At 64.4% G+C, this 22,634-nt stretch carries 20 protein-coding genes and 1 CRISPR repeat array; of the genes, 15 read left to right on the top strand and 5 right to left on the bottom strand.

Translation table 11 applies throughout. The annotated features are described in order from the left end of the window. Window positions 1-71 precede the first annotated feature (71 nt). Window positions 72-1,073: an LLM class flavin-dependent oxidoreductase gene (locus C7A17_RS11395; RefSeq protein ID WP_106738146.1), complete on the top strand. Its 1,002-nt coding sequence runs from the start codon at window positions 72-74 to the stop codon at window positions 1,071-1,073. Window positions 1,074-1,252: 179 nt separating this feature from the next. Then, complete coding sequence (locus C7A17_RS11390) at window positions 1,253-1,678, top strand: OsmC family protein (RefSeq protein ID WP_106738145.1); 426 nt, start codon at window positions 1,253-1,255, stop codon at window positions 1,676-1,678. Window positions 1,679-1,909: 231 nt separating this feature from the next. On the opposite strand, the gene C7A17_RS11385 is transcribed toward C7A17_RS11390, so the two are convergent. After that, on the bottom strand, window positions 1,910-2,332 hold the full coding sequence (locus tag C7A17_RS11385; RefSeq protein ID WP_106738144.1) for a PA0061/PA0062 family lipoprotein: 423 nt from the start codon (window positions 2,330-2,332) through the stop codon (window positions 1,910-1,912). Between the two features lie 123 nt (window positions 2,333-2,455). On the opposite strand from C7A17_RS11385, the gene C7A17_RS11380 reads away from it, so the two are divergent. Next, on the top strand, window positions 2,456-3,517 hold the full coding sequence (locus C7A17_RS11380; RefSeq protein WP_106738143.1) for an aminopeptidase: 1,062 nt from the start codon (window positions 2,456-2,458) through the stop codon (window positions 3,515-3,517). Window positions 3,518-3,581: 64 nt separating this feature from the next. Beyond that, window positions 3,582-3,812, top strand: a complete 231-nt coding sequence (locus C7A17_RS11375; protein WP_106738142.1) for a DUF1161 domain-containing protein — start codon at window positions 3,582-3,584, stop codon at window positions 3,810-3,812. Window positions 3,813-3,978: 166 nt separating this feature from the next. Here C7A17_RS11375 and C7A17_RS11370 read toward each other — a convergent pair whose 3' ends face one another. Beyond that, entirely contained in the window at window positions 3,979-4,626 is a 648-nt protein-coding gene (locus C7A17_RS11370) for an HAD family hydrolase (RefSeq protein ID WP_106742875.1), read from the bottom strand. 312 nt (window positions 4,627-4,938) lie between these two features. Here C7A17_RS11370 and C7A17_RS11365 point away from each other — a divergent pair, with 312 nt between their 5' ends. From C7A17_RS11365 to C7A17_RS11355, 3 genes are read left to right on the top strand one after another with little or no spacing between them, the layout of a single operon-like run. Then, a complete protein-coding gene (locus tag C7A17_RS11365) occupies window positions 4,939-6,108 on the top strand; it encodes an efflux RND transporter periplasmic adaptor subunit (RefSeq protein WP_106738141.1) in 1,170 nt (389 codons plus the stop codon). Beyond that, window positions 6,102-8,060: a MacB family efflux pump subunit gene (locus C7A17_RS11360; protein ID WP_158704657.1), complete on the top strand. Its 1,959-nt coding sequence runs from the start codon at window positions 6,102-6,104 to the stop codon at window positions 8,058-8,060. The genes C7A17_RS11365 and C7A17_RS11360 overlap by 7 nt, the downstream gene beginning before the upstream one ends. 11 nt (window positions 8,061-8,071) lie before the next feature. Beyond that, window positions 8,072-9,442 (top strand): efflux transporter outer membrane subunit, encoded by a 1,371-nt coding sequence (locus tag C7A17_RS11355; RefSeq protein ID WP_106738140.1) that lies wholly within the window; start codon window positions 8,072-8,074, stop codon window positions 9,440-9,442. Window positions 9,443-9,451: 9 nt separating this feature from the next. On the opposite strand, the gene C7A17_RS11350 is transcribed toward C7A17_RS11355, so the two are convergent. Further along, window positions 9,452-10,411: a hypothetical protein gene (locus C7A17_RS11350; protein ID WP_106738139.1), complete on the bottom strand. Its 960-nt coding sequence runs from the start codon at window positions 10,409-10,411 to the stop codon at window positions 9,452-9,454. 256 nt (window positions 10,412-10,667) lie between these two features. Next, a CRISPR array of direct repeats spans window positions 10,668-10,935; the repeat unit is 28 nt; unit sequence CTTCACTGCCGTGCAGGCAGCTCAGAAA. A 54-nt stretch (window positions 10,936-10,989) separates the two neighbouring features. Here C7A17_RS11350 and cas1f point away from each other — a divergent pair. The 8 genes from cas1f to cas6f all read left to right on the top strand — a co-directional run bounded on the left by cas1f (window position 10,990) and on the right by cas6f (window position 21,065). Then, window positions 10,990-11,958, top strand: a complete 969-nt coding sequence (gene cas1f / locus C7A17_RS11345; protein WP_106738138.1) for a type I-F CRISPR-associated endonuclease Cas1f — start codon at window positions 10,990-10,992, stop codon at window positions 11,956-11,958. Continuing rightward, a complete protein-coding gene (cas3f, locus tag C7A17_RS11340) occupies window positions 11,955-15,194 on the top strand; it encodes a type I-F CRISPR-associated helicase Cas3f (RefSeq protein ID WP_106738137.1) in 3,240 nt (1,079 codons plus the stop codon). Before cas1f ends, cas3f begins: the two co-directional genes overlap by 4 nt. 125 nt (window positions 15,195-15,319) lie before the next feature. Continuing rightward, window positions 15,320-15,571, top strand: a complete 252-nt coding sequence (locus C7A17_RS11335; RefSeq protein WP_106738136.1) for a helix-turn-helix domain-containing protein — start codon at window positions 15,320-15,322, stop codon at window positions 15,569-15,571. Next, complete coding sequence (locus C7A17_RS11330) at window positions 15,568-16,854, top strand: HipA domain-containing protein (protein ID WP_106738135.1); 1,287 nt, start codon at window positions 15,568-15,570, stop codon at window positions 16,852-16,854. The genes C7A17_RS11335 and C7A17_RS11330 overlap by 4 nt, the downstream gene beginning before the upstream one ends. Window positions 16,855-17,180: 326 nt before the next feature. Beyond that, window positions 17,181-18,497, top strand: coding sequence for a type I-F CRISPR-associated protein Csy1 (gene csy1 / locus C7A17_RS11325; RefSeq protein ID WP_106738134.1), 1,317 nt, complete (start codon window positions 17,181-17,183; stop codon window positions 18,495-18,497). Continuing rightward, window positions 18,484-19,458, top strand: coding sequence for a type I-F CRISPR-associated protein Csy2 (csy2, locus tag C7A17_RS11320; RefSeq protein WP_106738133.1), 975 nt, complete (start codon window positions 18,484-18,486; stop codon window positions 19,456-19,458). Before csy1 ends, csy2 begins: the two co-directional genes overlap by 14 nt. A 12-nt stretch (window positions 19,459-19,470) precedes the next feature. Next, window positions 19,471-20,499 (top strand): type I-F CRISPR-associated protein Csy3, encoded by a 1,029-nt coding sequence (gene csy3, locus C7A17_RS11315; protein ID WP_106738132.1) that lies wholly within the window; start codon window positions 19,471-19,473, stop codon window positions 20,497-20,499. Window positions 20,500-20,501: 2 nt separating this feature from the next. After that, entirely contained in the window at window positions 20,502-21,065 is a 564-nt protein-coding gene (cas6f, locus tag C7A17_RS11310) for a type I-F CRISPR-associated endoribonuclease Cas6/Csy4 (protein ID WP_106742869.1), read from the top strand. 445 nt (window positions 21,066-21,510) lie between these two features. Here the strand turns inward: cas6f and C7A17_RS11305 are convergent, their stop codons facing one another. Continuing rightward, a complete protein-coding gene (locus tag C7A17_RS11305) occupies window positions 21,511-22,014 on the bottom strand; it encodes a GNAT family N-acetyltransferase (RefSeq protein ID WP_394337066.1) in 504 nt (167 codons plus the stop codon). After that, window positions 22,011-22,553: a gamma carbonic anhydrase family protein gene (locus C7A17_RS11300; RefSeq protein WP_106738131.1), complete on the bottom strand. Its 543-nt coding sequence runs from the start codon at window positions 22,551-22,553 to the stop codon at window positions 22,011-22,013. Before C7A17_RS11300 ends, C7A17_RS11305 begins: the two co-directional genes overlap by 4 nt. Between the last annotated feature and the right edge of the window lie 81 nt (window positions 22,554-22,634).

The following is a 22,634-nucleotide window of genomic DNA, read 5'->3' as shown; positions in this document are numbered from 1 at the left end:
GCCTCGGCGCGGCGTGCGTAGCCTGAACCCAAGGGGTTAGAGTAGGCGGCCAAGCAACGAGGAGACTCCCCATGAGCCGACTGGCTTCCATCAAGCTCTCCACCCTCGACCTGGCGCCGATCCGCGACGACGGTGACGCCGCTCAGGCCCTGCATAACTCGCTGGCGCTGGCCAAGCATGTCGAACGTCTGGGCTTCGAACGATTCTGGGTGGCCGAACACCACAACATGGACGGCATCGCCAGTTCCGCCACATCCGTACTGATCGGCTACCTGGCCGCCGGTACCAACAGCATCCGCCTCGGCGCGGGCGGCGTGATGCTGCCCAACCATGCGCCACTGGTGATCGCCGAGCAGTTCGGCACCCTGGCTACCCTCTATCCGGGCCGGATCGAACTGGGCCTGGGTCGTGCGCCCGGCGCCGACCAGTACACCGCCCATGCGCTGCGCCGCAGCCGCGATGGCAGCGCCGAAGACTTTCCCAATGACGTCGAAGAGCTACAGGCCTACCTCGGCCCACGCCAGGAAGGTCAGCGGGTGATCGCCATGCCCGGCACAGGTACCAACGTGCCGATCTGGTTGCTCGGCTCCAGCCTGTTCAGCGCGCAGCTCGCCGGCATGAAGGGCCTGCCCTACGCCTTCGCTTCGCATTTCGCTCCGCGCTACCTGCATGAAGCGATCCGCATTTACCGCAACCATTTCCGTCCCTCGGCGGTGCTGGACAAGCCTTACGTGATGCTCGGCGTACCCCTGCTGGCAGCCGACAGCGACGAGCAGGCGCAGTACCTGGCCACCTCCGCCTACCAACGCATTCTTGCCCTGGTACGCGGCCAAAGCCTGGTGCAGCGCAAGCCAGTGGCAAGCATGGACGGCCTGTGGCTGCCGCACGAACGCCAGGCAGTGGGTGAGTTTCTCGGCCTGGCCGCCATCGGTGGGCCGCAGACCGTGCGCCAGCGTCTCGAGCAACTACTCGAGCAGACCGAAGCGGACGAACTGATCTTCACCTGCGACATGTATGACTTCGCCGACCGCCTGCACGCCTTCGATATCCTCGCCGAGCTGCAACGCGGCTAGCAGGCCGTTGAAAAGCGTAGGCGACGACTGCATGGACGCAGGAGGTAGAGCGACGCAGGAAGCCAAAGCCGAGGTAGTTTTTCAACAACCTGTTAAGTTCGAACTTGTGCGCCTGACAGCCCTCTGAATCAGAACAGGCCGCCACACCGGCGGCTTCGTTCATTCGATGGGAGACGCACATGAAAAAGACAGCTTCGGCCCACTGGCAAGGCGGCATCAAGGACGGCAAGGGCACCATCTCGACCCAGAGCGGCGCCCTCAAGGACTCGCCCTACGGCTTCAATACCCGCTTCGAAGACAAGCCCGGCACCAACCCCGAAGAGCTGATCGGCGCCGCGCATGCGGGCTGCTTTTCCATGGCACTGTCCAAGGAACTGGGCGAAGCCGGGATGACCGCCGAGAGCATCGACACCCAGGCTCAGGTGACGCTGGACAAGGTCGATGGCGGCTTCGAGATCAGCGCCGTGCATCTGTCGCTGCGCGCGAAAATCCCCGGCGCAGACCGCGCCGCCTTCGAGAAGGCCGTGGAAACCGCCAAGACCGGCTGCCCGGTGTCCAAGGTACTCAACGCCACGATCACCCTGGAAGCCGTGCTCGACAGCTGACCTCGACTCGCGCTACGCAGCTGGTAGGGTGGGTTAGCCGTCTGACGCAGTACCGATTCGATACGTAGGAACGGGTGCGTCGGATGGCCGCCCCGCGATAACCCACCATCGGCGCAACGCGATCCAGCGCCTGGAGGGTTACGCGACGCGGCACGAGCGCATCGGCTGTTGATCCGTGTTCAGCGTCGCTAACCCACCCTACAAGGGCACGACATTCAATATAACCATCCGCTAGATGGCCGTGCCGCAGCGCAGCACCTCACCGCGTGCCAACACGTTGCGCTGATCGTCGTACAGCCAGGCTTGCGCCTTCATCTGCATCTGACGGGCTTCGAGGCGGTAGCGTTGACCGGCGGCAAAACCGTCGTAGCGCACGCGAATCTCGCAGGTCATGCGCAACGGCTCGCTCATCATGCCAAGCCCGCCACCGCCACGTACTTCGAACTGGAAACGGGTTTCCAGCTCGTGCTTGCCGGGCGGTACCTGAAAGTAGCGGCCATCAGGCCAGCGCTTGTCATCCAGGCGGTCGGCCATCAGCAGCGTATCGGCAGTGGAATACAGCTCGACCCAGGCCTGTTGAGGATCAGGCTTGGGCAGGGGCGACGCACAGGCCCCGAGCATCAGTAGGGCGGGAGCGAGAAGCAGGGCGCGCATGGCGACCTCCGATAAGGGTTCAGGCACCAGCCTACACCGGGAGGCGGGCAAAACCGAGGAGCAACGGGCGTATTCATACGCGCAGGGCTGGAGACAAACGACACGATCAGCTAGCGTGACGGCATGCCCAACGCCTCCTTTATCGACCTGCCGCGCCGCGTCGCGGTTCCCCTGCTCGCACTGCTGCTGGGTGGCTGCTCGACCCTCGATTATTACGCTCATCTCGGCCAGGGTCAGTGGCACTTGCTACAAGCGCGCCAACCGATCAAACGCCTGCTGAGCGACCCTGCTACCGACCCCGACCTGGCCAGGCGCCTGAGCCTGTCACAGCAGGCCAGGGACTTCGCCAGCGCACGGCTGCACCTGCCGGACAACCGCAGCTATCGCCTGTACGCCGATCTGGGCCGACCCTTCGTGGTGTGGAACGTGTTCGCCACACCGGAGTTCTCCCTCGATCCCGAGCTGCACTGCTTCCCCATCGCTGGCTGTGTCGCCTATCGCGGCTACTACCAGCAAGGCCGCGCCCGTGGTGCCGCCGCACTGCTGCATCAGCAGGGACTGGACACCTATATCGGCGGCGTGGAGGCCTACTCCACCCTGGGCTGGTTCAACGACCCGCTGCTCAACACCATGCTGCGCTGGAGCGACGAGCGTTTCATCGCGGTGATCTTCCACGAACTCGCGCACCAGCAGTACTACCTGCCAGGTGACACCGCCTTCAACGAATCCTTCGCCACCTTCGTCGAACGCGAAGGGCTGCGCCAATGGCATGCCGCCCGTGGGGAAACGCCACCGGCCAGCGACGACCGTCAGCGTCAGCAGTTCATCGAACTGGTACTGGCCAGCCGTGAACGCCTGCAGCAGCTCTATGCCAGCAACCTACCGGCGGAGAGCATGCGCACCGCCAAGCAGGCCGAGTTCGAGCGCCTGCGCCGCGACTACCGCGCCCTGCGCCAACGCGAGTGGGGCGGCAAGGGCCGCTATGACGCCTGGGTCGAAAGCCCACTGAACAACGCCAAACTGCTGCCCTTCGGACTCTACGACCAATGGGTGCAGGCTTTCGCTCGGCTGTTCGAACGCGAAGGACGGGACTGGCCAGCCTTCTACGCTGCCGTGGCCGCGCTCGGTCGGCTGCCGGAGGCGAATCGTCGGGCTGAATTGGAAAGCCTGCTGCAAAAGGACTAGAACTGATTGGCACATTGCCAGTCCAACCTATTCAGGTTTTCGCCCAACACCGGAGGTACAAGCGATGCAACGACTGATTCCCGCCCTGGCCCTGATGATGCTTGCAGGCGGCGCGCTGGCCGCGCCCAAGCCCTGCGAAGAACTCAAGCAGGAAATCGAAGTGAAGATTCAGGCCAACAACGTGCCCAGCTACACCCTGGAAATCGTGCCCAACGCCGAAGTACAGGATCAGAGCATGGTCGTCGGCAGCTGCGACGGTGGTACCAAGAAGATCATCTATCAGCGTAACGGCTGAGGCTTGTCCTGATTGGCTCCCGCCTGACGGCGGGGGCCAGTTCTTGCACTCCGACCTTCCTGCTCCAGCATCTCCGCCCACCCATGGCGGCATCCTTTCGTGGGCTGAAGCGGAGCCCTACCTATTTATATTCACCCCGTAGGGTGGGCTTCAGCCCACCGAATACTTAGCGACTGAACGCCTGGTGCAACTGCACCAGCGTATCGAAGTGATAGGCCGGCGCCTCGCCCACCAGCTCCTCGCGACTGCCGAAGCCATAACCCACCGCCGCCGCATGCAGGCCGTTACTGCGCGCGCCGATCAGATCGTGCTTGCGATCACCGATCATCAACGCCGAGTCCGGTGCCAATCCTTCGCTCTCCAGTAGATGCGCCAGCAACTCAACCTTGTTGGTGCGCGTACCGTCCAGCTCGCTACCGTAGATGCGCTTGAAGTAGCGGGCGAAACCGAAGTGGCGGGCAATTTCCTCGGCGAACACCGTCGGCTTGCTGGTGGCGATATACAGCGTGCGCCCCTGCGCCACCAACGCCTCGAGCAGCGCCTCCACGCCTTCGAATACGCGGTTCTCGTACAAGCCGGTCACCCGGAAGCGCTCACGGTAGTGGTTGACTGCCTGCCAACCCGTGGCCTCGTCCAGCGCATAGGTGGCCATGAAGCACTGCAGCAGTGGCGGGCCGATGAAGTGCTCGAGCGCGGTCAGATCCGGCTCGTCGATACCCAGCTTACTCAGTGCGTACTGCACCGAACGGGTGATGCCCTCGCGCGGGTCGGTCAGGGTGCCGTCGAGATCGAAGAGGATATGGCTGTAGTGCATAGCGCGTCGTACTTCACCGTTGCGGAGGGAGACGAAGGATAAGGCAATTGCGAACAGCACCCAACGCTCCGGATTCCTCTTGATCACGACACAGGCAGCCTGAAACATATTGTTTCATTTACACCGACGAACGGGCAGCGGCTTTGCGCCCCTCGTCCGTCTTTGTAGTTAGGAACGCCAGTTCTACCCTCTCGGCGCCGCCAGAACAGGGCGGCCCGTTCCCTTATCCGCATCACGTCCCCGTGCACCACGCAGCTGCTGCGCAGGTTCATGACCGGTATTTCAGCGCTCAGGCAGAGGTCGAGCTTCAGCATGGTGTTTTCCCGCTTTTCCCCGCGTCGCCTGGTTTTGCTGGCTGCAATCGTATCGATCCTGCTGACCCTGACCGGTTGGCTCCACCGTTCGCCGACCATCGCCTATGAAACCGTCCCCGTATCACGCGGCGACGTCGAGGCCACGGTGGTCGCCATCGGCACCCTGCAACCACGCCATTCGGTGGAGGTCGGCGCGCAGGTGTCCGGGCAGATCATGCGCCTGCATGTGGAGCCGGGCGATCAGGTGGAAAAGGGCCAACTGCTCGCCGAGATCGACGCCAGCCTGCATGAAGCCACGGTCGAGGCCGACCGCGCCGCCCTCGATGGTCTGCGCGCGCAACTGGCCGAGCAACAGGCACAGCTAGACCTGGCGCAGCAGCAACATCGTCGCCAACAGCGCCTGCTCGCCGACGAAGCCACCCGCGAGGAAGACGTGCAGATCGCCGTCGCCAACCTGCGCTCCGCCCAAGCCCGCCTGAAACAACTGCGCGCACAGATCGCCGAGGCCCAGGCGCGCCTGCGTGGCAACGAAGCACAGCTCAGCTACACGCGCATCTACGCGCCCATCGCCGGCTCGGTGCTGGGGGTCGACGTGAAACAGGGCCAGACCCTCAATGCCACCTACCAGACGCCTACGGTGATGCGCATCGCCGACCTGTCCAGCATGACCGGCTGGACGCGCGTTTCCGAAGCTGACATCCGCCGGGTCAAGACCGGCCTACCGCTGTACTTCACCACCCTCGGTGGCGATGAGCGGCGCTGGCACAGCAGCGTGCGCCAGGTGCTGCCGGCACCACCGGTGCCCGCCGGCAGCCAGGGCGAATCGAGCAGCAGCGCCAGCGAAACCGAGAAAGTGGTGCAGTACACCGTGCTGTTCGAGGTGGACAACGACGACGGCGAGCTGATGCCACAGATGACCGCCCAGGTGGTGTTCGTCACCGCCTCGGCCAAAGGCGTGCTCACCGCACCGCTGGACGCCCTGCAAGGCAAACCGGGCGACTATCAGGTACGCGTTCTGGCCAAGGGCGAGCAGCCCGAGCTGCGCTCGGTGAAGGTCGGCGCGCGGGATCGCCAGGTAGCGGAAATCACCGAGGGCCTGGTCGAGGGCGAACGCCTGGTGACCGGCGAAGCGCCGGCCGATGACGGCATGTCGAGGTTTCAGTGGTAGCTCAAGCAACAGCACCGCTGATCGAACTGCGGGGCATCCGTCGCACCTACGGTGGCGACAACGGCGCACCGGCAGTCGATGTCCTGCGCGGCATCGACCTGACAGTGCAAGCCGGTGAGTTCGTCGCCATCGTCGGTACCTCCGGCTCCGGCAAATCGACCCTGATGAACATCCTCGGCTGCCTGGATCGCCCCAGCGCCGGCAGCTATCGCTTCGCCGGCGAGGACGTCGCAGCCTTCGACGCCGACCAGTTGGCCTGGCTGCGCCGCGAGGCATTCGGCTTCGTCTTCCAGGGCTACAACCTGATCGCCACCGAGACGGCGCGCGAGAACGTCGAGGTGCCCGCCGTCTACGCCGGCATGCCGGCCGAACAACGCCATGAGCGTGCCTGTGCGCTGTTGCAGCGACTGGGCCTGGACGAGCGCCTGGAACACCGCCCCAGCCAGCTCTCCGGCGGTCAGCAACAGCGCGTGTCGATTGCCCGCGCGCTGATGAACGGCGGGCGCATCATCCTCGCCGACGAGCCGACCGGCGCGCTGGACAGCCGCAGCGGCAAGGAAGTCATGGCGCTGCTGCATGAACTGGCCGACGCCGGCCACACCATCATTCTCATTACCCACGACCGTGACGTCGCCGCCCAGGCGCGGCGCGTGGTCGAAGTGCGCGACGGTGAGGTGATCAGCGACAGCGGCGCAGCCGTGCCGAGCAATGTGCTGCCCGCTCCGGATATGCGCCAGGCCGGGCGCGACAGCGGCGCGTCGTTCTTCAGCGAACTGGGCGACATGCTGCGCGGCGCCATGCGCGTAATGCTCATCCATCGGTTCCGCACCGCGCTGACCCTGCTCGGCATCGTCATCGGCGTGGCCTCGGTGATCGTCATGCTCGCGGTCGGCGAAGGCGCGCGGCAGAAGGTGGTCGCCGAAATGGGCGTGATGGGTGCCAACATGATGTACATCGGCAGCGACGTGCCGCGTACCGGTGGCCCGATCGGCGTGCTGACCCTGGATGACTTCGCAGCCATCGGCGAACTGCGCGAAGTGGCCGAAGTGATGCCCATCCTGCGTGACCCGGCACTGATCCGCCATGGCCAGGAGGCGCTGCAGACCGAGGTGCTCGGCGTTGGCGACAAGCTGCCGCAGATCCACCACTGGCCGGTGGCGCGCGGGCGCTTCTTCAGCGCTGCGGAAAACCGCGAGATCGCCCCGGTCGCCGTGCTCGGCCACGAGGTCTACGAGACAGTGTTTCCCGATGGCAGCGACCCGCTGGGCAAGATCATCCTGATCAACAGCTCGCCCTTCGAAGTGATCGGGGTAATGAGCGAGAAAGGCAGTGAAGCCGGCGGAAACTACCCCGACCAGCAAGTGCTGGTGCCGCACAGCACTGGCGTGGTGCGGGTGTTCCCCAAGCTGCGTGATGAAAGTTACGGTGCGATCCAGGTGCGCAGCAGCGACCTGGTCATGCAGGCGCAAAGCGCCATCGAAGAGCTGATGCAGCAACGCCACGGCCGCACGGATTTTCGCGTGTACAACTCCGCCGCCAAGCTGCAGGCCGAAGCCAAGACGCGGCAGAGCATGACCCTGATGCTCGGCCTGATCGCCGCCGTGTCGCTGCTGGTCGGCGGCATCGGCGTGATGAACGTGATGCTGATGACCGTGCGCGAGCGTACCCGCGAGATCGGCATCCGCATGGCCACCGGCGCACGCCAGCGCGACATCATGCGCCAGTTCCTCACCGAGTCGGTGCTGGTCACCCTGCTCGGCGGCAGCGTCGGCGTGGCCAGCGGGCTGCTGTTCGGCGCCCTGCTGATCCTCTGGGACGTACCGCTGGTGTTCTCGCTGTCAGCCATGCTGCTGGCCTTCGCCTGCTCGGTGGGCACCGGCCTGGTGTTCGGCTACCTGCCGGCCAAGACCGCCGCGCGGCTCGACCCGGTGGTGGCCCTGGCCGCGCAATGACAGGATTTTTCATGACCCGCTATCTCATTCCGGCACTGTGCGTAGCCCTGCTGCTGAGCGGCTGCAGCCACAAGCCCGAAACACCTGCCGAGCTGCCCGCCGCACCTGCACAGTGGCGCCATGCGCAGGCCGGCGAAGCCGTGACCGATACCTGGTGGCGCAGCTTTGCCAGCACCGAACTGGACGCGCTGATCGACCAGGCGCTGCGCAACAATCAGGATCTGGCTGCGGCCGCCGCTCGCCTGCGCCAGGCCGAAGCCAGCAGCCGCGCCGCAGGCGCCCCGCTGCTGCCACGTCTGGACGGCAACCTCGGCGCCAGTCGTGAAGGCCGTCTTGGCGGCAATGGCGAAGCCGTCGGCAATCGCTACAGCGGCGGCCTCGTCGCCAGCTATGAAGTGGATCTGTGGGGCCGCCTGGCCGCCGACTACGACGCCGCACAGGCCGAGCTGGCCGCCAGCCGCTTCGACCGCGATGCCCTGCGCCTGAGCCTGACCGCCAGCCTGGTGGAAACCTGGCTGCGCCAGGTCGCCCTCGACGAACGCCTGCGCCTGGCCGATCTCAACCTGAACAATGCCGAGCGGGTGCTGGCCACCGTGCAGGCACGCGCCAATGCAGGTGCCGCCACCCCGCTGGAACTGGCCCAGCAACGCGGCCTGGTCGCCGAGCAACGCCGCAGCCGAGCAGAACTGCGCCAGCAGGCCGATGACGTGCGTAGCAACCTCGCCGTGCTGCTCGGCCAGGGCGAACCGGCGGCAACTTCCTCGACCTCGCTCGTCACCCTGCAAGCGCCTTCGCTGACCGTCGGCCTACCCAGCGAGCTACTGCTGCGCCGCCCGGATCTGGCCCGCGCCGAAGCTCAGCTCAGTGCCGCCGACGCCAACCTGCGTGCAGCGCGCGCCGCCCTGCTGCCGCGTCTGAACCTCTCTGCCGGTGCCAACGGCTCGGCCGGCAGCCTGAGCCGTGTATTCGCCGATCCGCTGTATTCGCTGACCACCGCACTCACCGCGCCGATCTTCGATGGCGGAGCCCTGGCCGCCGAACGTGACCGCAGCGACGCCAGGCGCGAAGAGCTGCTGGCCAACTATCGCCAACGCATCATCGAAGCCTTCGCGGATGTACAGGTGGCGCTCAATGCCGGCAGCGGCGTGGAAGCGCAATGGCAGGCGCAGCAGGACGTACAGGCCCAGGCCGAGCGCGCCCTGCAACTGGCCGAACGGCGTTACCAGGCGGGCGCCGACGATCTGCTCAACCTGCTCGATGCGCAGCGCACGCTGTATGCCGCCGAAGATCAGAGCGCCCTGCTACGCCTGGCCCGCCTGCAAAGTGGCGTGGCACTGGCACGGGCGCTGGGCGGTGGCTGGAGTGCGGCTCCAGCTCAGTGAGTTAGCCCGTCAGACAGCGGCCTGCGCCCGGTAACCCCAACGCAGCCCCAGACGGGTAAAGGGCCAGAGCAGCACCAGTTGCAACAGGCCCAACAGAATCAGCAAGACGCTCTCGCCACGGCCGCCGAAGAGCAACAGCACCAGCATGACTGCGGCGCACACCAGCGCAGTGCCGATCCACAGCAGCATGGTGATCAGGCAGGCCAACGCCAGACGCCCGCCATTGAAACCCAGCGCCTGCTCAGGCAAGGCGCCACGCGCCGCAAAGAACGTCACCAGCAAATTGATCAGCCCATGGCCAAGGACGATCCAGCCTTCCCAACCTTCCAGCGCATCGCTGTACAGCATGCCGCTGAGCAGTTGCATGGCCAGGGCACACAGTTGCAGATAGACCACCACAACGCCCAGCGCGAAACACCAGGCCAGTGTTTGCCCTGACATTTTCAAAGGCGCGGAAACCTTCTCGGCGCTGTAGCGAAACAGATAAAGCAGCAGCCACAGCGGCAGCAGCGCTTCGATACCAAAGCGCAGCAACTCCGAGGCCCACCAGAACAGGTTGGTCAGCGCGCCATGACTCAGTTGCTCGTAGCTCCACATGAACAGGGAGCTGATCGCGTAACCACCCATCCACGACAGGCCCAGATACACCAGGCCATAACCGACCAGCAAACCGGCGGGCTGCCGATAGTCACCCAGACCATTGCGCTCCAGATAGGCCTGCGTCAGCCAATACACGCACAGGCCTGTCATCAGCAGATGGCTGATCCAGTTCCTCACCCCGTAGCGCAGCATCCACTCACCCAGGTTCTCCATGGGCGAATTGAACAGCAGGCCGGTGATCGTCATCAGGATGCCGATCACCCCGACCAACAGCGCAACGCCCACCAGATAAAGTGGCAGCGCGGGAGACTCACGCGTAGCGGCAGGTGCTGACGGCGGGGCAATGTCGAAAGGGTTGGCCTGGGTCATGAACGATCCTTGTCGTTAGATGCATGTATCGAATGTGCGCGAGCATAGCCGCCATGCCTTGCAGGCAAAAGCACCACCCACCGATTGCGTGCGGCAACCCACATGGGCCTCGAAACCGGACTAATACCCTTTTTCTGAGCCCATACCCAGTCTCTTTAAAAATCAAAGAGTTGGAGATAGCCCTGAAAAAAGGGTCAAACCGCCAGAAAAGGGGCTCCAGCGTTGAGAAACAGCAACTTGGGCGCTATCGTCTCTACTTCACTGCCGTGCAGGCAGCTCAGAAAATGTGAACTGCGACGAGCTGGACGAGTTCGAGCTTCACTGCCGTGCAGGCAGCTCAGAAAAGCCGCCCTCGCGATCCATTTCGCCGGCCGCCCTTCACTGCCGTGCAGGCAGCTCAGAAATTCTACGATGATCGCGGGATCGCGAAGGTCGTCTTCACTGCCGTGCAGGCAGCTCAGAAAACGGTCACCCTGACGGCAGACAGCAGCACCGCCTTCACTGCCGTGCAGGCAGCTCCGCACTTGGCACCTCGGATCAAAAGGGCTTAACTGCCAGCATTGCCCTGGGAGCCCTTCATGGACGACATCAGCCCCTCCGACCTCAAGACCATCCTCCACTCCAAGCGCGCCAATCTCTACTACCTGCAGCACTGCCGGGTGCTGGTCAACGGTGGGCGGGTGGAGTACGTCACCGATGCAGGCAAGCAATCGCTGTACTGGAATATCCCCATCGCCAACACCACCACCATCCTGCTCGGTACCGGCACTTCGATCACCCAGGCGGCGATGCGTGAGCTGGCCAAGGCCGGCGTGCTGGTAGGTTTCTGCGGCGGGGGCGGCACACCACTGTTCTCGGCCAACGAGATGGATGTGGAGGTGGCCTGGTTCACGCCGCAAAGCGAATATCGCCCGACGGAATATCTGCAGAAGTGGGTGAAATTCTGGTTCGACGATGACCAGCGCCTGGAGGCGGCCAAGGCCTTTCAACTGGCACGGTTGCAACGTATCCGTCAGGGCTGGCTGAACAGCCGGCCACTGAAGGATGCCGGTTTCCAGATCGATGCCGCCGCCCTGGAGAACGCCCTCGAAACTTCGCAGCGCGCCATCGTGGCGGCACCGGACAACACCTTCCTGCTTACCGAAGAAGCCCGCCTGAGCAAGCAACTGTTCGCCCTCGCCGCGCGTGCCGTCAGCTATGGCGATTTCACTCGCGCCAAGAAAGGCAGCGGTAGCGATCCGGCCAACCGCTTCCTCGACCACGGCAACTACCTGGCCTACGGCCTGGCCGCCAGCGCCACCTGGGTGCTGGGCATCCCTCACGGCCTGGCCGTGCTGCACGGCAAGACGCGGCGCGGTGGCCTGGTGTTCGACGTGGCCGATCTGGTCAAGGACGCCACCATCCTGCCGCAAGCCTTCGTCAGCGCCGTGCGTGGCGATGAGGAGCAGGAATTTCGCCAGGCCTGTATCGAGAACCTCACCCGCGGCGAATCACTGGACCTCATGATCGACACCCTCAAGGCCGTGGCCGAGCAGGTTGGCGCATGAACGTATTGCTGATCAGCCAGTGCGACAAACGCGCACTGGTGGAAAGCCGGCGCCTCCTCGATCAGTTCGCCGAACGCCGGGGCGAACGCACCTGGCAGACACCGATCACCCAGGCGGGGCTGGATACCTTGCGCAAGCTTTTGAAGAAGACTGCCCGACGCAACACCGCCGTGGCCTGCCACTGGATACGCGGCAAGGATCACAGCGAACTGTTGTGGATCGTCGGCGACGCCAGCCGCTTCAACACCCAGGGCGCGGTGCCGACCAACACCACCCGCCGCGACGTGCTGCGCAAGGATGACGAGAACGACTGGCACAGCGCCGAAGACATCAAACTGCTGGCACAGATGGCGGCGTTGTTCCACGACATCGGCAAGGCCAACACCGCCTTCCAGGCCAAGCTGCGCGGCAAGGGGCCGCTGGCCGATGCCTACCGCCACGAATGGGTATCGCTGCGCCTGTTCGAGGCCTTCGTCGGCAGCGGCGCCAACGATGCGGACTGGCTGCAACGACTGGTCGAGGGCGATGCCGATTGGTTCGCCCGCCTGCGCGCCGATCATGAACAAACTCAGCCCAGCCCCTTCATGCAACGGCATCTGCCACCCCTGGCCCAGGTGATCGGTTGGTTGATCGTCAGTCATCACCGCCTGCCCAGCGGCAAACTCCCGGCAGCAGGGCTGAAACTGCTGCCAGCGCCGATAAAGCCCGACTGGTGCGGTGCACGCCCGGACTCCAGTGCGGCGGAAAAGGCCGCCTGCTGGCAGTTCCCATCCGGTCATCTGCCATTTTCCAGCGCCACCTGGAGCAAACGTGTCGCGGCCTGTGCCCAGACCATGCTGGAGCGCCCCGGGCTGCTGCAAAACGCGCCGCAGTGGCTGGTCGATCCTTACGCCATGCACCTGTCGCGTCTGGTGCTGATGCTCGCCGACCACCACTACTCCAGCCTGCCAAGCGATGCCCGCCTCGGCGATCCCAACTTCCCCGCCCATGCCAACACGGACAAGAGCGGTGCGTTGAAACAACGCCTCGATGAACACCTGCTCGGCGTCGCTCAAGGCGCCCGGCGCATCGTCGGCCTGTTGCCACGCCTGGAACGCAGCCTGCCACGCATCGCCCGGCACAAGGGTTTCAAACGCCGCGTCACGGACGAGCGCTTCCGCTGGCAGGACAGAGCCTTCGACCTGGCCTGTGGTCTGCGAGACGCCGCCAGGCGGCAGGGCTTCTTCGGCATCAACCTGGCCTCCACCGGCTGCGGCAAGACCCTGGCCAATGGTCGAATTCTCTATGCCCTGGCCGACCCGGAGCGCGGTGCACGCTTCTCCATCGCCCTCGGCCTGCGCACCCTCACCTTGCAGACCGGTGAGGCTTACCGGGAAAAGCTCGGCCTGGACGAAGACGACCTGGCCATCCGCGTCGGCGGCACGGCGGTACGCGAGCTGTTCGAGCTGAGCGCCAGGGCGCGACAGGCTGCAGCGCAGGGTAGCGAGTCGCTGGCGAACCTACTGGACAATGGCCATGTGCACTACGAAGCCAACCTGGAAGACGGCCCGCTCAAGGACTGGCTGCAGCACGATCCGCTGGTGCACAAGCTGGTCAGCGCACCCGTCCTGGCCTGTACTGTCGATCACCTGATCCCAGCCTGCGAAAGCACTCGGGGCGGTCGGCAGATCGCACCGATGCTACGTCTGCTCACCTCCGACCTGATCCTGGACGAACCAGACGACTTCGACCTGGCCGACCTACCTGCCCTCACCCGCCTGGTGCACTGGGCCGGGTTGCTCGGCAGCCGCGTACTGGTGTCATCGGCCACCCTGCCACCGGCACTGGTGCGTGCCTTGTTCGAGGCTTACAGTGCCGGGCGCACCGCCTATCGCCGACATCGTGGCGAACCCGGTACCTCGGCAGACATCTGCTGCGCCTGGTTCGACGAATTCGCCTGCAGCGCCTCGCTACAGGTCGATGGCGACGGCTTCGCGGCGCAACACAGCGCTTTCATCGACAAGCGCCTGACCCCTCTGAGTAAACAACCGGTGCGCCGCCGCGCCCGTATCGTTCCAGTCAGCGCCAGCAGCAAGGAACGCCCGGCCATCTGCGCCGAGCTGGCGCAGCAACTACCGGGCTGGATGAACGAACTGCATCAACACCATCACAGCACGGCCAGTGATGGTCGGCGCGTCAGCTTCGGCCTGCTGCGTCTGGCCAATGTCGACCCGCTGATCGAATTGGCCCAGGCGCTGTACGCCCAGGGCGCGCCCGAGGGCATGCGCCTGCATCTATGCGTTTACCACTCGCGCTTCCCGCTGCTACTGCGCTCGGCCATCGAGCGCCAACTGGACAGCCTGCTGCGCCGCCATGAGCCACAGGCCGTGTTCGACCAACCCACGGTGCGCGACGCCCTGGCTCGCTACCCTGAGACCGATCACTTGTTCGTCGTGCTCGCCTCGCCGGTGGCCGAGGTGGGCCGCGACCACGATTACGACTGGGCCATCGTCGAGCCTTCATCCATGCGCTCGATCATCCAGTTGGCCGGGCGCATCCGTCGCCATCGCCCAGGCGCCTGCGAGGGCGACAATCTTTACCTGCTGTCGCATAACCTCAAGGCCTTGCAGGGCAGCAAAGAGGCGTTCATCCGCCCCGGTTTCGAGAGCGATAGCATGCGCCTGGCCAGCCATGACCTGCGCGAACTGCTACCGGCCGAGATGCTCACCATCGACGCCGCGCCACGCATCGTCGAGGCCAGTCCCCTGCAACCGAAAAGCCGCCTGGTGGATCTGGAACATGCGCGCCTACGTGCCGAATTGCTCGGCATGGGCGCCAGCAACGTCGATCTGACCGCAGCATTCTGGTGGCAGACGCCAGCGCCTTTGAGCGGCGTGATGCAACATGCGCAGCCCTTCCGCAAGGGCCGCCCGCAACTCGATTACGCCCTGCTGCCCGACAGTGACGACGAGCTACCCTGCACCTTCCACCGTGACGAAGAGGACGGCACCTGGCGCCCATTGAACAACCTGCTGAGCGACCTGCCCTTGCAATACGGCCCACGTATTCAGCGCTGGGGGCACGCCGGCTATGAAGTGGAGCTGGCCACTCTGGCCGAACGCAAGGGCCTGAATCTGCGCGCCTGCGCCATGCGTTATGGGCAGATCAGCCTCGACTGCCAGCGCAATGACAGCGGCACCTTGACCGACCAAACCTGGCGCTGGCATGAGACCCTGGGTTTCACGCGTGGTCGATAATCCTCACGATCATAAGGATATGACTGGCGGCAGAGCGAAGAACCCAAGAATCCTCACAATCGTGAGGATTCACTTGATCCACGCTGTATTACGTGACAAATTCCTCACGATCATGAGGATTTAATATGCAAACCACACTCAAGAGCGCGGCCGAACTGGGCGAGTTGATACGCCGGGCACGCAAGGCACAGAACATCCGCCAGGATGACGCCGCCGGCAGCATTGGCGTCAGCGAAAACTTCCTTGGCAAGGTCGAGCGCGGTAGCGAGAGCGTGCAGTGGGGCAAACTGTTCCAGGTGCTCGATGGCCTCGGACTGAGGTTGATCGTCGATCTGCCGGATGAAGTGGAAAAACTGCCCGGTGAACCTGAAGCATGAAGCGCGAGCTGCTGGCCTGGATCGGTGATCGCCTGGTGGGGCATCTCTACGACGACAATGGCGTATGGAGCTTCCGCTATGCGGACGACTGGGGCGCTTTCGACCTGTGCCCGAACCTGCCACGGGCACAGGGCACCATCCTCGACAACAGCAGCCAGCGTCCGGTGCAGTGGTACTTCGACAACCTGTTGCCCGAGGAAGGCCAGCGCCAGTTGCTGGCTGCCGATGCTCGTCTGGAAGCCAGCGACGCCTTCGCTCTGCTGGCGTACTACGGCGCCGAATCGGCCGGCTCACTGACCCTGCTGCCGCCGGGCGAAGCGCTGCCGAAAGGCGAGCTGCGCGTCCTGACGGACGAAGCACTGGCCAGACGCATCGCAGCCATGCCGCGCCTGCCGCTGACCCACGAAGCTCACAAGCGCATGTCCCTGGCCGGCGCCCAACACAAGCTGGCCGTGGTGCTCAAGGCCGGCCAGTTGTACGAACCGGTCGGCGCGGCCCCCTCGACGCATATCCTCAAACCGGATCACCCCGAGCCAGCCTTCGCCCACTCGGTGGTCAACGAATGGTTCTGCATGCGCCTGGCCGCCCGCGTCGGCCTTGCCGTGCCCGGTGTCAGCCGTCATTACGTGCCCCAGCCGGTCTACCTGATCGAACGCTTCGACCGCCAGGCACAGGGCGAAACCTGGCAACGCCTGCACAGCATCGACGCCTGCCAGATGCTCGGCCTGGATCGTCATTTCAAGTACCAGGCCGGCAGTATCGAACGCCTGGTTCAGCTACTGGGGCTGACCATTGCCCCGGCAGTCACCCGTACTCGCCTGTTCAACTGGCTGCTGTTCAACGTGCTGATCGGCAATACCGACGCTCACCTGAAGAACATCAGCTTTCTGGTCGGCTCACGCGGTCAGCAGTTGTCGCCGTTCTATGACCTGTTGAGTACCGCCGTCTACGAAACCCGCGCCTTCGATCAGGATCGCTGGCCGCAAGCGACCACCCTGGCCTGGCCGATCCTTGGCGAGTCGCGCCTCGCACATATCGACCGCCAGCACCTGCTCGACGCCGCTGAAGCGTTGGGCCTGAAACGCTCCCCGGCCAATGCGCAGTTGCAGCGCATGCAGGAGCGCATCGCCGCGCACGCCGATGAATTGCTGGCACAAACAGAGCGGGAAAATGCCGAACTGGCAGCCGAACGCCCGGAGCTGCGCGCCACCTTTGCCGGCGAGATGCGTTGCCTGCGGGCGATTCGGGCGCTGGTGGCGGAGCAGGCCGCTCGGCTGCAATAGACAACGTGTAAAAGAAACGCCGTTTTCTTTACACGTAATGCCCGACGCATAAAGAAAACGGCGATTTCTTTACATGAGGCTGCTTACTCAGCAGTCAAAACGGAACATATAGGCGCAAAGCAATATTTCTGAGCTACCTGAACGGTAGTTTGCTCAGAATAGTTCACCTATTGATTTGCACCTTTTTGTTTTTGAAAAAGACAGAACTTGCACGCTGTTCAATCTGCACTAGCCTATCCAGGCAGCCATCAAGATGATGGCACAGCCACTCCGAGGACAGGCAGTCCCTCCGAGACTCGCATGCTTTCGCCTAAACAGGAGGTTCCATGGCGACGAAGAGCACAGCCGAATCAGCCGCCCTGCGCGATCTGATCCACACCTTCATCCACACCCGCCTACAGGCCAAGCTCGACAAGCTGGCCGACGATGATCCCAAGCGCCAGCCACTGCTCGAAGCCCACCAGCCAGACGCCTGGCTCGCCGATGCCGCACGGCGCGTGGCGCAGATCCAGCTCGCCACTCACACCCTCAAGCCCATCCACCCCGACGCCCGTGGCAGCAACCTGCATGCCCCGCCGCCCGCGCTCGATCTGCCGGGGCTGGTGTCCAGCCATTGCCTGGCAGGGCAGTGGGACGATGACGTGGTGGGCAACGCAGCAGCGCTGGACGTGTTCAAGCTCCTCAAGCTGGAACACGCAGGCCGGACTTTGCTGCAACGCATGCTGGAGCACGATGCCGACCTGCTTGCCGCTCTCAGTGACGACGCCGAGCAGGCCGAAACCTGGCGCGCCAGCTTTGCCGCCATCACCGAAAGCCGTGGCACGCCGGCCTCCCATACGCTGGCCAAACAGGTCTACTTCCCCTTGCCGGATGGCAGCTACCACCTGCTGGCGCCGCTGTTTCCCACCAGCCTGGTGCACCGCGTGCAACAGCGCATGCGCGAGGATCGCTTCGGCGAAGCCGCCAAGGCGGCGCGCGATGCACGCAAAGCAAAACAGCCGCACCCGCATGGATACTGCGAATACCTCGACCTGGCGATCCAGAAGTTCGGCGGCACAAAACCGCAGAACATCAGCCAACTCAACAGCGAGCGCTACGGCGAAAACTGGCTGCTCGCCTCGCTGCCGCCGCAATGGCGCACCCTCGACCTGCGCCCGCCCCTACGCCGCGACTCGGCGTTCGAGTTTATCTACCGCAACGACAAAGCCCTGCGCGCACGCGTGGCCGAGTTGCAGCACTTCTTGCGCGATACCAGCCACAACAATTGGCAGATTCGTCGCAAACGCGCGCGCCTGCTCGGCGAAATCAGCGATGCCTGCCACCAGTACGCCGCCGCTCTGCTCGAAGCCAACCGCAACGGCGAGCTGGCCGCCGGCTGGAGTGCGCACGCCGACTGCCGCCTGGACGACAGCGAACGGCATTGGCTCGACCCGCTGCGCGCTCAGGATGATGAAGCGTTCAAAAGCACCCACCTGTGGCGCGACTGGCCGGAGCAGGCCAGCAAGCGCTTCGGCAACTGGCTCAACGCCAAGCTCGACCACGACGCCCTGCGCCTCGGCGAAGACGAAGCCAATCACTGGCGGGGCGTGCTGCACGACGAACTCACACTGTTCAAGGAGATGCTCGACGATGGACGCGCCTGAAGCCCTGCTCCTGCTGCCGCGCCTGCGCGTGCAGAACGCCAATGCCATTTCCGGCCCACTGACCTGGGGCTTCCCCGCCGTCACTGCCTTCACCGGCTTCGTCCATGCCCTGCAGCGCAAGCTCAGCCAGGACATGGACATCGCCCTCGATGGTGTGGCCATCATCTGCCACCGGCATCAAACGCAAACCTCACAACCAGCCGGCAAGCGCACTCAGGTGTTCCACCTGACGCGCAACCCGGTAGGCAAGGACGGCTCGACGTCCGCCATCGTCGAAGAAGGCCGCATGCACCTGGAGGTCAGCCTGCTGATCGGTGTCTCCGGCATGGCCCTCTACGACGGCATGCAGGATGAAAAGACAATCGCCCAACGCGCCTGGGACACCGCCCTCGGCATGCGCCTGGCCGGTGGCAGCCTGCTGCCGCCGACCTGGGTACTCGGCGATCGCAGCCAAGCTTCGCTTGAAATCTGGCCCGGCAATGCCGAGGAAGCTTCCCGCCTCAGCCGCAAACTGGCGCGCCGTCTGCTGCCGGGCTTCGCCCTGATACCGCGCAATGACCTGCTGACACGACACACCGCCGCCCTGCGGGAGCAGGACACCAGCCTGACCAGCCTCGACGCCCTGCTCGACCTCACCCGCCTGAACGTCGACCCGCCTGGCTCCACCGACGAAAACGGCGCGCCGCGCGAGGCCTGGCAAATACGCCAACGCGCCGGCTGGCTGGTGCCGATTCCGCTGGGTTATCGCTCGCTGTCGGAGCATGTCCCTGGCAGCGTGCGCAATGCCCGCGACCGCGAGGTGCCGTTTCACTTCGTCGAAAGCCTCTACGGACTCGGCGAATGGCGCAGCCCGCTGCGTTTCGGCGATATCCGCGAACTGCTCTGGTATCACCAGGCCGAGCCAGATGTCGGCCTGTTCCGTTGCAACACGCCCTTTCTCGATCTCGAAGCCCACGCATAAGGACATCCGACCATGGCCAAGACCACCACGCTGACCACCGCCTCCGTACTCGCCTTCGAGCGCAAGCTCGACCCCTCCGACGCACTGCTTTATGCAGGACGCTGGAGTCAACGCGACGCCGGCATCTGGCAGCCTGTGCATATCCGCGAGAAATCCGTGCGCGGTACCATCTCCAACCGCCTGAAAACCAAGGATCGCGACCCGGCCAAGCTGGACGCCTCGATCCAGGCACCCAACCTGCAAACCGTTGATGTCGCCGCCCTGCCCGCCGATGCCGACACCCTCAAGGTGCGCTTCACCTTGCGTGTGCTGGGCGGCGCCGGTACTCCCTCGGCCTGTAACGATGCCGACTACCAGGCCAAGCTGCTGGCCACCGTGCAGGGCTATGTAGCCGAACAAGGCTTCGCCGAACTGGGCCGGCGCTACGCCGCCAACCTGGCCAACGGCCGCTTCCTCTGGCGCAACCGCATCGGCGCCGAAGCCGTTGAAGTGCGCATCGCCCGCCTGCAGAACGGCGAAGCGGTGCAGCGCTGGACGTTCGATGGCCTGGCGCTGCCGCTGCGCGCCTTTGCCGCCCACGCCGAGGTCGACAGCCTGGGCCAGGTGATCGCCGACGGCTTGGCCGGCAAGGGCCATCTGCTGCTGGAGGTGGTGGCCTTCGTGCGTATCGGCGACGGCCAGGAAATCTTCCCCTCGCAGGAGCTGATCCTCGATCGGGGCGACAGCAAAGGCGGCAAGAGCAAGACGCTCTATAAGGTCGGCGATGTGGCCGCCATCCACTCGCAGAAGATCGGCAACGCCCTGCGCACCATCGACACCTGGTACCCGGAGGCTGGCGAACGCGGGCCCATCGCCGTCGAGCCCTACGGCTCCGTCACCTCCCAGGGCAAGGCCTACCGCCAGCCCAAGGACAAAGCCGACTTCTACAGCCTGTTCGATGCCTGGGTGCTCAACGACACCGTGCCGAGTGCCGAGCAGCAGCACTACGTGATCGCCAACCTGATCCGTGGCGGCGTATTCGGGGCCGCCGAGGAGAAATGACCGTGGATCACTACCTCGACCTCAAACTGCTACCCGATCCGGAATTCCCGGCCACGCAGTTGATGAGCGCCCTGCTGGCCAAACTGCACCGGGGCCTGCATGACCTGCGCCGTAGCGATGTGGGCATCAGCTTCCCGGATGTGGAAAGCGCCAGCCACGGCCTCGGCACTCGCCTGCGCCTACATGGCAGTGCCGAGGCCCTGGACAGGCTACTGGCGCTGAACTGGCTCACCGGCATGCGTGACCACCTGCACCTGGGCGAGCTGGCGCCGATCCCCGCGCAAGTGCGCTGGCGTTGCGTCAGCCGCGTACAGGTGGACAGCAACCCGGAGCGCGCCCGCCGCCGCCTGATCAAGCGCCACGGTATCAGCGAGGAGGAAGCGCGCCAGCGCATCCCCGACAGCGCCGGCAAACGTTGCGACCTGCCCTACGCCACCTTGCGCAGCAACGGTAGCGGCCACAGCTTCCGCCTGTTTATTCGCCACGGCCCGCTGCTCGACACACCAACCGCAGGCACCTTCGGCGCCTATGGCCTGAGCCCACAGGCCAGCATCCCCTGGTTCTGACCCTCTTTTCTGACCACAACCGGAGCCCTTGCAAAATCAAGCACTTGCAAGCGGCTCCGAAAAAAGGGGTAAGCCGGGCAACGCAGAGGAGGTTCTTTAATAATCAATGTGTTAGCGACTTTTAGCGCTACTTCACTGCCGTGTAGGCAGCTCAGAAATTGCGTGAGGCGCGGCAGACGCTGGAGGAGGCCTTCACTGCCGTGTAGGCAGCTCAGAAATTCATCGCCGCCTGGGTTTTCTTGTTCGCCGCCTTCACTGCCGTGTAGGCAGCTCAGAAATCCCCATTACCGGGAGTGAGCACAGTCATGTCCTTCACTGCCGTGTAGGCAGCAATTGGCGGGCTGTTCGCTTCGCTCCTGAGCCCGCCCTACGCAAGCATCCATGTCCGGAACCAAGCAGTTCGCTTAAGCGGGATTGCAGATACGACTCGCTGCCGCACGGGCTTTCAGGCGTCCAAACTACGAAACATCACATGGCAGTCCACCAACCCATGTCGCGCATGGCGATAGGCCTTGGGCAGGGTGCCGACGATTTCGAAGCCGTGCTTCTGCCACAGCGCCACAGCGACCTCGTTGGTCGAGACCACGCTGTTGAACTGCATGGCGCTGAAGCCCAGCTGCCGGGCCACATCCAGCGAATGGGCACAAAGCTTACCGGCGATGCCCTGGCCACGAGCGGCGGGGGCGGTCATGTAGCCGCAGTTGCACACGTGATCGCCCGGCCCGGCGGCATTGGCCTTGATGTAGTAGGTGCCGAGTATCTGCCCGCCCTGTTCGGCAACGAAGGTCGCGCGCGGCAGTTCGACCCAGGTCTTCCAGGCGGTTTCACGATCCATGTGCGGGTCGAAGGCGTAGGTTTCCTGCGCCTGCACCACGTCACGGATGATCGGCCAGACCTGGTCGAAGTCGGCAGCCTCGATAGGCCGGATGACCAATGTGGCGGCGCTCACTGGTCGTAGCCTTCTGCCAGATGCAGATCCTTGAGCTTCACGTAGTTAGCGGCGGTATAACTGAAGAAGTTGCGTTCCTTGTCGGTCAGCGGGCGGGCCTGTTTCACCGGGCTGCCGACGTACAGGTAGCCGCTCTCCAGGCACTTGCCCGGTGGCACCAGACTGCCGGCACCGATGATCACTTCGTCCTCGACCACCGCGCCGTCCATGACAATGCTGCCCATGCCGACCAGAATCCGGTTGCCCAACGTGCAGCCATGCAGCGTGACCTTGTGCCCGACGGTCACATCGTCACCGATGATCAGCGGGTAGCCATCCGGGTTGAACGGCCCGGCGTGGGTGATATGCAACACGCTGCCGTCCTGCACGCTGGTACGTGCGCCGATGCGGATGCGGTGCATGTCGCCGCGGATCACGGTCATCGGCCAGACCGAGCTGTCCTCGCCCAGTTCGACGTCACCGATGACCACGGCGCTGGCGTCAACGAAGGCCCGTTCGCCAAGCTGTGGAGTGGCTTGTTGGTAAGTACGAATCGCCACGATAGAAATCTCCTGGGCTGCGGGAAAACTTGATTCTAATTAAGATGGCCCCCATGTCGGTTGCTATCGCGCCAGAATTAT

It is taken from the genome of Pseudomonas mendocina (genome assembly GCF_003008615.1).
GTDB lineage: Bacteria > Pseudomonadota > Gammaproteobacteria > Pseudomonadales > Pseudomonadaceae > Aquipseudomonas > Aquipseudomonas mendocina_C.
Note: the sequence above shows the minus strand (reverse complement) of the source record. Positions and strands in the feature narration are given on the sequence as shown.

What these genes read in the sequence shown, in the direction of transcription:
- C7A17_RS11395 (WP_106738146.1), top strand. Translation starts at nt 72, where the DNA reads ATGAGCCGACTGGCTTCCATCAAGCTCTCCACCCTCGACCTGGCGCCG.
- C7A17_RS11390 (WP_106738145.1), top strand. Translation starts at nt 1,253, where the DNA reads ATGAAAAAGACAGCTTCGGCCCACTGGCAAGGCGGCATCAAGGACGGC.
- C7A17_RS11385 (WP_106738144.1), bottom strand. Translation starts at nt 2,332, where the DNA reads ATGCGCGCCCTGCTTCTCGCTCCCGCCCTACTGATGCTCGGGGCCTGT.
- C7A17_RS11380 (WP_106738143.1), top strand. Translation starts at nt 2,456, where the DNA reads ATGCCCAACGCCTCCTTTATCGACCTGCCGCGCCGCGTCGCGGTTCCC.
- C7A17_RS11375 (WP_106738142.1), top strand. Translation starts at nt 3,582, where the DNA reads ATGCAACGACTGATTCCCGCCCTGGCCCTGATGATGCTTGCAGGCGGC.
- C7A17_RS11370 (WP_106742875.1), bottom strand. Translation starts at nt 4,626, where the DNA reads ATGCACTACAGCCATATCCTCTTCGATCTCGACGGCACCCTGACCGAC.
- C7A17_RS11365 (WP_106738141.1), top strand. Translation starts at nt 4,939, where the DNA reads ATGGTGTTTTCCCGCTTTTCCCCGCGTCGCCTGGTTTTGCTGGCTGCA.
- C7A17_RS11355 (WP_106738140.1), top strand. Translation starts at nt 8,072, where the DNA reads ATGACCCGCTATCTCATTCCGGCACTGTGCGTAGCCCTGCTGCTGAGC.
- C7A17_RS11350 (WP_106738139.1), bottom strand. Translation starts at nt 10,411, where the DNA reads ATGACCCAGGCCAACCCTTTCGACATTGCCCCGCCGTCAGCACCTGCC.
- cas1f (WP_106738138.1), top strand. Translation starts at nt 10,990, where the DNA reads ATGGACGACATCAGCCCCTCCGACCTCAAGACCATCCTCCACTCCAAG.
- cas3f (WP_106738137.1), top strand. Translation starts at nt 11,955, where the DNA reads ATGAACGTATTGCTGATCAGCCAGTGCGACAAACGCGCACTGGTGGAA.
- C7A17_RS11335 (WP_106738136.1), top strand. Translation starts at nt 15,320, where the DNA reads ATGCAAACCACACTCAAGAGCGCGGCCGAACTGGGCGAGTTGATACGC.
- C7A17_RS11330 (WP_106738135.1), top strand. Translation starts at nt 15,568, where the DNA reads ATGAAGCGCGAGCTGCTGGCCTGGATCGGTGATCGCCTGGTGGGGCAT.
- csy1 (WP_106738134.1), top strand. Translation starts at nt 17,181, where the DNA reads ATGGCGACGAAGAGCACAGCCGAATCAGCCGCCCTGCGCGATCTGATC.
- csy2 (WP_106738133.1), top strand. Translation starts at nt 18,484, where the DNA reads ATGGACGCGCCTGAAGCCCTGCTCCTGCTGCCGCGCCTGCGCGTGCAG.
- csy3 (WP_106738132.1), top strand. Translation starts at nt 19,471, where the DNA reads ATGGCCAAGACCACCACGCTGACCACCGCCTCCGTACTCGCCTTCGAG.